Raw genomic sequence first — 8,799 nt, 5'->3', positions numbered from 1 at the left:
TATGGCAATCGCGTCCTGGTGGGGTGAATCATTGCTGGATACCGGTGCGGACCGGCAGCCCTGGGCGATTTCACGCACGGAGGAATCCAGATCCGAACTGCGTTCCGCGGTGGCGGAACTCGGTCTCGCCTTCCGCCGGCAGGGAATAGGCGAGAACAGTACCGTTCTGCTCCGCATGCGGCCGAGCCTCACCTACGTGCGGGTGCTGCTCGCCCTGTGGAGCCGGGGCGCGCAGGTCCTCCTCGTCGACTTCCGGGCGACACCGGCCGAGTACGAGCCACTGGCCGAGCTGCTCCGGCCCCAGTACGTGATCGACTCCGACGGTCATCAGGGACCGGCGACCGGCTTCGAGGAGGAGGTCGGCTTCCGCGTCGGCGCCCGGCCGTCGGGGCGCCCCGCCGCGTCCGACCACTGCCTCGTCCAGTTCAGCTCGGGCTCGACCGGCCGGCCCAAGGTGATCGGCCGTACCCCCGCCTCCTTGCTCGCCGAACTCGACCGGCACGCCGCCCTGCCGGAACTGCCCGGCGCCGGCGACCACTTCGTGCTGCTCAACTCTCTGGTGCACACGATGGGCCTGATCACCGGCGTGCTGCACGCCCTCGGGCAGGGCGCGACGGTGGTGCTGCCGGCCCTGCCGACGCCGGCCGAGATCCTGCGGACGGCCCAGGAGACCGGGGCGGTGGCGATCTACGGAGTGCCGGCCCACTTCGAACTCCTGACCAGGACCTCGTCGGTGCCCCCCTTGCCCGCGCTCCGGCTGGCCGTCACCGGTGGCGAACCGCTGCCCGTGGAGGTGTACGAGGGGTTCCACCGCAGGTACGGGATCCGGGTGAGCCAGGTGTACGGCGTGACCGAGACCGGCCTGCTCGCCGCAGGTCTGCACGGCCCGCGGCCGCCGGTGCTGGGCGGCCTGGTGCCCGGGGTCGAGGCGAAGATCGTCCGACAGGAGCTCTACGTACGCCTGGACCGGTCGCCGTACCCGCTCGACGACCAGCCGGACCGCTACGCCGACGGGTGGCTGCGCACCTTCGACCGCTTCGCCGCGGACGACACCACCGGCGAGCTCAGCATCCTCGGCCGGCTGGACTCGCTCGTCACCATCGGCGGCCTCAAGGTCGACCTCGCCGAGGTCGAGGCCGTGCTGCGGGCGCATCCCGCGGTCGCCGAGGCGGTGGTCCTCCACCACGAGGTGATCGAGGCGTACGTGGGGGGCGAGGCGACGCCGGAGGCGGGCGAGCTGATCGCCTGGTGCAAGGAGCGGCTGAGCGCCGTCAAGGTCCCCAAGCGGTTCTTCGTCCTCCGCGCGCTGCCCCGGAACAAGACCGGAAAGCTCGTCCGCGACCGGAACGCGATCCGCACCGGCCTGTGACCCGTCCGAAGGGAAACGTCAGTGATCAGCAAGGATGAGATCAGGGAGATCCTCTCCTGGAGCCGCTCGTTGGCGCTGTCCGACGACATCGGCGACGACGCGGAGTTCGTCATGGACTCCTTCACGATGGTGACCCTCCAAGCGGCCCTGGAGGACCGGCACGGCATCCGTCTCGACCCCCGGTTCGAAGAGCTCCAGACGCTGAACTCGGTCAACGACATCCACGCGTACCTGCTCGACCGCTTCCCCGGGACGGTGGCCGGCTGAGGCGGCCGTCCGCCCTTCCGCCCCCCTCCCCGGTTCCCGCGCGCCGCCGGTGCCGGGGAGGGGCGCGTGCTAACGTTTTACGCTGTAATGAGATAGCGGAAGGAGGGGACTGACGTGACTGCGGACACGGCGGCACAGCCCGCCATCGAGGTCGTCGACCTGCGTATGAACTACGGATCCACGACCGTCCTGCACGGGGTGGACTTCCGGGTCGCCCGAGGCGAGGTCGTCGCCCTGCTCGGCCCCAACGGCGCCGGGAAGACGACGACGATCGAGATCCTCGAGGGCTTCCGGCTGCGCTCCGCCGGAGAGGTGCGGGTGCTCGGCGCCGATCCGGCGCACGGCGACGAGAGTTGGCGGGCCCGCCTCGGCGTGGTCCTCCAGTCCTGGCGGGACCACGCGAAGTGGCCCGTCCGCGAGTTCCTCGCCCACTACGGCTCGCTGTACGCGCCGTACTCCACCGAGCGGATCACCCGTCCGCGTGACGTGGACGAACTCCTGGAGGCCGTCGGCCTCACCGAGCAGGCCGGCCGGCGTGTCGGGCAGCTCTCCGGTGGCCAGCGGCGGCGCCTCGACGTGGCGATCGGCATCGTCGGCCGCCCCGAGGTGCTCTTCCTCGACGAGCCGACCGTGGGCTTCGACCCGGAGGCGCGGCAGGAGTTCCACGCGCTGGTGCGCCGGCTCGCCGAGGTCGAGGGCACCACGATCCTGCTGACCACCCACGACCTGGACGAGGCCGAGAAGCTGGCCGACCGCATCGTGATCCTGGCCCGGGGGCGGATCGTGGCCGATGCCACCCCCGAGGAGCTGGCCCGGCAGGTGGAGACCGGCGCCGAGGTGCGCTGGGTCCGCGACGGCGAACGGTGCACCGCCTCGACCACGACCCCGAGCCGGTTCGTCCGCGAGCTGTTCGCCGCGCACGGCGCCGGAGTCGACAAACTGGAGGTCCGCCGGGCCACCCTGGAGGACACCTACCTGGCCATGGTGCATGCCGCCGAGTCCGGCCGGGACGACGCCGGACTTCCGGGTCTGGGCGCGCCCCGGGCGGCCGCCGAGCGGGTGGCGGAGGTGTCGTCATGAGCGTGAGCGCGACCGCGACCGCCGTCCGCAGCGGACTGGCGGCGGGGCGGATCGAGACCCGCCAGTCCCTCGCCAACGTCCAGGACGTCCTCGGCATGCTGTTCATCCCGGTCGTCCTGCTCGTCGTCGCCCTGCTGCGGCGCGGCTCCGACATCGGGGGCACCGGCTTCTCGGTCGGTTCGACGACCCTGGCCGGCCTGCTGGGTCTGACCCTCGCCTTCAACGGCTTCCAGGCCGTGGCTTTCAACCTGCTCATGGAGCGCGAGGACGGCACCCTGCTGCGGGCGAAGGCCGCCCCGAACGGCATGGTCGCCTATCTCGTCGGCAAGATCGTCCACTCCGCGGCGACGACCCTGATCACCACCGCCCTGCTGCTGGTGCCCGGTGTCCTCCTCTTCGACGGGGTGAGCCTGGACAGCGCCGGCGCCTGGTTCACCCTGGGCGCGGTCCTGGTGCTCGGGATGCTCGCGACGATGCCCTTCGGAGCCGTCCTGGGGTCGGTGCTCGCCAGCCCGCGCAACATCGGTGTCGTCATGTTCCCGCTGCTGGCGCTCTTCGGTGTCTCGGGCATTTTCTTCCCGGTCACCGAGGCGCCGGAATGGCTCCAGTGGGTCGCCCAGGTCTTCCCCGTCTACTGGCTCGGTCTCGGAATGCGCGCCGCCCTGCTGCCGGACGAGTTCGCCGCCGTGGAGATCGGAAATTCCTGGCGGTATGTCGAAACGTTCTGCGTGCTCGGCGCCTGGGCCGCCCTCGGTCTTCTCCTGGCGCCTGTGGTATTGCGCCGAATGGCACGCAAGGAATCCGGCTCCGCCGTCGAAGAGCGCCGGAAAGCAGCCATGCAGTGAAAACCGCCGCGGGGCCGTCACGCGTTTCGGCGGCCCCGCACGAAGGGCGGCCGGAGAGTGGCCGTGCGGTAAGGTAATGACCGTCCAGTCCGGCATCAGTCAAGGGGATATGGTGGTGGTTTTCGCCGGCCAAGGGGATTTCCGTCGTTCCTTGGCCCTGTTGTGGCGCACCCCCGGCGAAGCGGTCACCCGGAGCGGTCCCGGACCCCGGCCGGGACTGACCGTGGACGCGATCGTGGACGCCGGCATCGCCATCGCCGACGCCTCGGGGATCTCCGCGGTGTCCATGCGGGAGGTGGGCAGGCGCGTCGGGCGGACCGGAATGGCGCTCTACACCTATGTGCCCAGCAAGGACGAGCTGCTCGAGCTCATGTACGACCGCGCCCTGGCCGAACTGCCCACCGGGTACGACCTCGCGGACGGCTGGCGCGCCGCGCTCTCCGCCTGGACGCACGACTACTGGGCGTTCTGCCTGCGTCACCCCTGGACCCTCCAGATCTCCCAGGCGCGCCCCGTCCTCGGGCCGAACGAGAACGCCCTGCTGGAGACGGTCCTGCGCATCCTCTTCGCGACCGGGCTCGGCGCGCCCGTGCTGCGGCGGGTCGTCGGCACACTGATCAACCACGTCCGGGGCGCCGCGCAGACGGTGGTCGACTCCCGGCAGGCAGCCACCGCGACCGGTGTCTCCGACGAGGACTGGTGGGCCGCCCGTTCCGCGGCCTTCGAGGAGGTCGTGCCCGACTTCGCCGCGCGCTTCCCGACGGTGGTCCGGCTCGCCGCGGAAGCCGTCGCGAATCCGCCCGACCCGGAACGGCCGTACCTGGAAAGGGAGGCGACCGAGACCTTCGACGCGGGACTCGCGATCCTGCTCGACGGGATCGAGGCCATCGTCCGCCGGAGCGGGCAGGACGACCGGGACACCCGGGTGGCGGAGGGCGCGTAGGGTCCGCCGTCCGGACCGTGCCCGCACGACGGACCCCGACACGGGTGCCCCGCCCCTTCGGGGGTCAGCCCGGCGTCTGCGCCGTTCCGGCCTCGGCCAGGATGGAGGTCGTGTGGTACCACGGGTTGCCGGCCGACTCCGAGATCAGGTCGCGGGACTTGGTGTCGTAGAGGCGGCCGAGGTGCAGCGCCGTGTGCTGGACGAACTCGAGCGCGGTGAAGTACTTCCGCATGAACGTCGGTTGGTCGAGCGTGAACTCGGTCACCGAGATGTTCCGGTTCTGCGGGATGTCGCGGGTGAGCAGACGGACGAGGTTGTCCATCTTCTGCCGCGTGTAGGCGTCGTCGTCGCCGTCCCGGAACAGCAGGACGCTGTGCCGGCGGTCGGGGTCGGAGAGCGTGGCGACCTCGCTGTGGCAGAACTCGTGGAAGAAGTTCCGGGTCGCCGGTGCCATCGCCATCTCGTTGAAGTGCATCTTGGCCAGCTTCAGCAGGCTCTTGTACCACTTCGGCGACGCCAGCATGATGATGTTCGCGTCCTGCGCGCTCAGCGCGGTGGCGCGGGCCAGCTCCTCCAGCGCCGGTGTGAAGTCCTCGGCCAGATGGCCCGCCAGCGCGGCGACCTCCGCCCGGTGGTCGGCCTTGATCAGACCCAGCCGCGGGAACATGTCGAGCAGGATCGCGAAGTACTGGCCGACGTGGAAGAGCGGGTACTCCCGGTCCGGCTCGCCCAGTTCCCACCGGGCCACCGACACCCCGGCCTGCCGGCCCAGCTCGGCCAGCCGGCCGCCGGAGGTCAGCAGCAGGGTGCGGTGGTAACGCCCCGCGAGCTGGTGGAAGACCCGGACGGGTTCCTCGGAATGGCCGCTGTAGGAGCTGATGACGAACAGCGTCCCCTCGTCCTCGACCACCGACCGCGGGACGAGGTAGGGGAAGTCGTAGTCGTTGAAGACCAGGACCTCCACTCCCGCACCCGAGGCGTTGAGGAACGTCCCGATCACATCGGAGACGATGGCGGAGCAGCCCATCCCGGAGAAGACGATGCGGTGGAACTGCCCGCTCTCGATGCGCTCGCGCAATTCGGGAGTGACCTCGGCGAGGGAGTACTCGCCGGACTTGAGGAAGTCGGAGCGGTACCTGATCTTGAGGAAATCGGCGTACCGGTCGAGGCGTGCGAACATGAAGGCCCTTCTCTTTCGGACGGGGCGGTGACCGCTACCACATGAATTGGCCACCGTCGACGATGAGTTTCTGGCCGGTGATGTAGCGGGCCCCGTCACCGACCAGGAACTCCAGGGCGTCCGCCATTTCCTCCGGCGTGCCGATCCGCCGCTGCGGGATCTCGGCGAGCAAATCGGCGCGTGCCGTCGGATCGGCGACCCGGTACCGGGTGCGCATCTCGTCTGTGTCGATCATTCCGGGGATCAGGCAGTTGACCCGGACGGCGGGGGCCAGCTCCATGGCGAGGCATTTGGTCAGGTGCAGCAGTCCGGCTTTGCTCGCGCAGTAGTTGACGCCGTTCAGGCGGGGCCGGATCGCGGTCGTCGCCCCGATGTTGACGACATTGGCGCCGCCCCCCAGGCCGAGCATGGCGGGGGCGAACGCCTTGGTCAGATAGAACGGCCCGGACAGATTGGCGTCCAGCACCTGCCGCCAGTCGTCGTCCGTCATCTCCAGGAACGGCCCGTCGATGTTGCGGCCGGCGTTGTTGACCAGGACCCGGGGCGCGCCGTGCGCGGAGAGCACCCGCTCGGCGAAGGCGGTCACCGCCGCCGGGTCGGCGACGTCGAGCCGGACCGTCTCGACGCGGTCGCCGAGCTCCTTGCCCAGCAGATCCGCGGCGGCCTCGTCGGCGCGGTACACCGCGACGACGTGATAGCCGAGCGAGGCGAGGCGGCGGCTGAGCGCGACCCCGATCCCCTTGGTTCCTCCGGTGACGACAGCGGTGCGGTCGGGCATGGTCCTCTCCTCGGCGCGTCGGTGGACAGTCGGGCGTACGGACGTCCCGCCCCGGTCAGCCGAGGGTGACCGGAAGTTCGCGGAAGCGGGTCCACAGGGGCATGGGCTCCAGGGCCAGCTCGTCACGGCCGACGGCCAGCGACAGCTCCGGGTGTCGCGCGAACAGGACCTGGAGCGCCACCCGGGCCTCCATCCGGGCCAGGTTGGCACCGAGACAGAAGTGCACGCCGTGGCCGAAACCGAGGTGGGGGTTGGGGGAGCGGGTGATGTCGAAGCGTTCCGGCTCCTCGAACACCTCCGGGTCGCGGTTGGCGGCCGCGAGCAGCGGCAGCACCGACGCCCCGGCGGGCACGGTCTGTCCGTGCCACTCGATGTCCTCGACCGCGGTGGCCGGCCGGGTGCCGGTGATCGGCGGCAGATAGCGAGCCACCTCGTCGACCGCCGACCGCCACAGCGTCTCGTCGCCCGGCGCCGCACGCAGCAGGGCGAGCTGGCCGGGGTGGTCCAGGAGGGCGGCCACCGCGTTCGTGATCAGGTTGTACGTCGTCTCGTAGCCCGCCGTCACCAGGCTGAACACCATGGCCACCAGCTCGGTGTCGTCCAAGCGGTCGCCCGCCTCCTCGGCCTCGATCAGACCGGTCACGACGTCGTCCCCGGGCTCGGCCCGCTTGCGGGCGACCAGGTCACGGGTGACGTCCACGAGGTCGCGTACGTGCGCCTCCCAGTCCTCCCGGGAGCCGCTGAACCCGCTCATCAGCGCCGTGACGCCCTGCTGGAAGCGGACGCGGTCCTGCTCGCCGACCCCGACGAGGTCGGCGATGACGGTGTAGGTCACGGGCAGCGCGAAGTCCTGGCGCAGGTCGATCGGACCGTCGGCGCCGGCGAGCGCGTCCAGCCGGCGTTCGGCGAGCACCCGGACCTGCTCGCCGAGATGCTCGATGCGCTTCGGCGTGAAGGGAGCGGCCACCAGGGAGCGCAGCCTGCGGTGCTCGTCCCCGTCCTTCATGTCCAGGGTGGAGCTGACCAGGCGGATGTGCTCGGGGATCTCGACCCCCGGCGGAGGCCCGTACGGGGACCGCAGCAGGCGGGGATCGGTGAGCATCGCCTTGCAGTCGGCGTAGCGCGAGACCACCCAGACGTCCTGGGCGAACGCTCCGAAGTCCAGCCGGACCTGCCCGAGCGGGGCGTTCTCCCGCAGCCAGGTGTAGTGGGCGGGCGGGTCGGCGGCGAACTCCGCGCCCCCCATGACGATCGGCAGGGTGACGGGGCGTGGGATGACGGTCATGCGGATGCCCTCCTCCGGGCGGGGATGCGCGGCACGGGCCGGTCGGAGGCGCGTCCGCGAGGGGCGCGCCACCAGCCGGCCGGCGGTGCGGTCAGCTGAGGAACGTGGAGATCGGGGTGCCGCGCAGGGACTCGCGCAGGATCTTGTTGTGGCCGGTGCCGTCCTCACCGCTGACGAGGACCGCACCCCACTTGTCGAGCGGGATGCTCCCGCCGTACTCCTCGACGCGGTCGGTGCCCGGGTAGACGCGCACGCTCGTCGGGACGTAGCGGGTGGCGAAGCCCATCCGGTGGCTCTTCTTCGTGATGTTGGGCAGCGAGGCGTGCATCAGGGTGGACCAGAAGATCACGCACTGGCCGCGCCGCATCACCAGGTCGAAGGCGTCCTCCTCGGACGGCCTCCAGTCCGGGTCGATCTGGAGCTCGCGGTAGTCGTAGCCGAAGAAGCCACGCGGAACGCCTTCCTTGACCTTGGAGTTGATCTGCCCGGTGTCGTAGTGCATGCGCTTGGACTCGTCGTAGTTCATCCGGTGGTGCGAGCCGGGGATGACCTGGAGACAGCCGTTGTCCCGGGTGGCGTCGGTGAACGCCGTCCACACCGTGATGGTCCCCTTGCCGAACTGGGTGTCGGTCTCGCCGGGCCACAGGATCTGCGGTGAGCCGCTGGCGTTGGCGAAGGTGTCCGCCTGGTGCCAGTCGGTGCCCTCGTCGCCCGGGTACTTGGGGAAGAACTCGGTGCGCCAGCAGAGGACGTCGGGTCCCAGGATGGACGCCACCCGTTCGGTGATCCGCCGGTTGCACACGTGCTGCATGAGCAGGTCGACGTCGAGGTGACGGTCGTAGTTCGCGATGTTGGTCGCGCCGGACATCGCCTCGTCGACCGGGTAGGCGGCGTGCGAGCGGTCCAGGACCTCCCGACGGGCCTGGCGCCACAGCGCGTCCATCTCTTCCGGGGTGTATATCGTCAGCGGCCCGATATAGCCGTTCTCCCGGAAGAAGTCGAGCTCGGTTTCCGAGAGCCGCCATTGCTGAGTGTCAAGTGTCATGCTGATT

Annotated in this window: 9 protein-coding genes; 5 read left to right on the top strand and 4 right to left on the bottom strand. The window is 70.4% G+C overall.

Annotation, left to right across the window (positions count from 1 at the left end; translation table 11 throughout):
* Nucleotide 1: 1 nt before the first annotated feature.
* The 5 genes from ACZ6RC_RS10670 to ACZ6RC_RS10650 all read left to right on the top strand — a co-directional run bounded on the left by ACZ6RC_RS10670 (nucleotide 2) and on the right by ACZ6RC_RS10650 (nucleotide 4,504).
* Nucleotides 2-1,369: a class I adenylate-forming enzyme family protein gene (locus tag ACZ6RC_RS10670; protein WP_469580901.1), complete on the top strand. Its 1,368-nt coding sequence runs from the start codon at nucleotides 2-4 to the stop codon at nucleotides 1,367-1,369.
* A 21-nt stretch (nucleotides 1,370-1,390) separates the two neighbouring features.
* The gene (locus ACZ6RC_RS10665; RefSeq protein WP_391134069.1) at nucleotides 1,391-1,636 is read left to right on the top strand and encodes an acyl carrier protein; all 246 of its coding nucleotides are present in this window, start codon (nucleotides 1,391-1,393) and stop codon (nucleotides 1,634-1,636) included.
* Between the two features lie 165 nt (nucleotides 1,637-1,801).
* Entirely contained in the window at nucleotides 1,802-2,716 is a 915-nt protein-coding gene (locus ACZ6RC_RS10660; RefSeq protein WP_453612268.1) for an ABC transporter ATP-binding protein, read from the top strand.
* On the top strand, nucleotides 2,713-3,561 hold the full coding sequence (locus tag ACZ6RC_RS10655) for an ABC transporter permease (RefSeq protein ID WP_469580898.1): 849 nt from the start codon (nucleotides 2,713-2,715) through the stop codon (nucleotides 3,559-3,561). Before ACZ6RC_RS10660 ends, ACZ6RC_RS10655 begins: the two co-directional genes overlap by 4 nt.
* Before the next feature lie 112 nt (nucleotides 3,562-3,673).
* A complete protein-coding gene (locus tag ACZ6RC_RS10650; protein ID WP_453610666.1) occupies nucleotides 3,674-4,504 on the top strand; it encodes a TetR/AcrR family transcriptional regulator in 831 nt (276 codons plus the stop codon).
* A 64-nt stretch (nucleotides 4,505-4,568) separates the two neighbouring features.
* Here ACZ6RC_RS10650 and ACZ6RC_RS10645 read toward each other — a convergent pair whose 3' ends face one another.
* The 4 genes from ACZ6RC_RS10645 to ACZ6RC_RS10630 form a co-directional block, all read right to left on the bottom strand.
* The gene (locus ACZ6RC_RS10645) at nucleotides 4,569-5,684 is read right to left on the bottom strand and encodes an SIS domain-containing protein (protein WP_453610664.1); all 1,116 of its coding nucleotides are present in this window, start codon (nucleotides 5,682-5,684) and stop codon (nucleotides 4,569-4,571) included.
* 34 nt (nucleotides 5,685-5,718) lie between these two features.
* On the bottom strand, nucleotides 5,719-6,462 hold the full coding sequence (locus tag ACZ6RC_RS10640; RefSeq protein ID WP_391134058.1) for an SDR family NAD(P)-dependent oxidoreductase: 744 nt from the start codon (nucleotides 6,460-6,462) through the stop codon (nucleotides 5,719-5,721).
* Nucleotides 6,463-6,517: 55 nt separating this feature from the next.
* Complete coding sequence (locus ACZ6RC_RS10635) at nucleotides 6,518-7,747, bottom strand: cytochrome P450 family protein (protein WP_469580893.1); 1,230 nt, start codon at nucleotides 7,745-7,747, stop codon at nucleotides 6,518-6,520.
* Nucleotides 7,748-7,838: 91 nt separating this feature from the next.
* The gene (locus ACZ6RC_RS10630) at nucleotides 7,839-8,792 is read right to left on the bottom strand and encodes a chlorinating enzyme (RefSeq protein ID WP_469580890.1); all 954 of its coding nucleotides are present in this window, start codon (nucleotides 8,790-8,792) and stop codon (nucleotides 7,839-7,841) included.
* Between the last annotated feature and the right edge of the window lie 7 nt (nucleotides 8,793-8,799).

It is taken from the genome of Streptomyces sp. NPDC048353, assembly GCF_055587165.1.
This window is presented reverse-complemented; position numbering and strand designations above follow the sequence as displayed.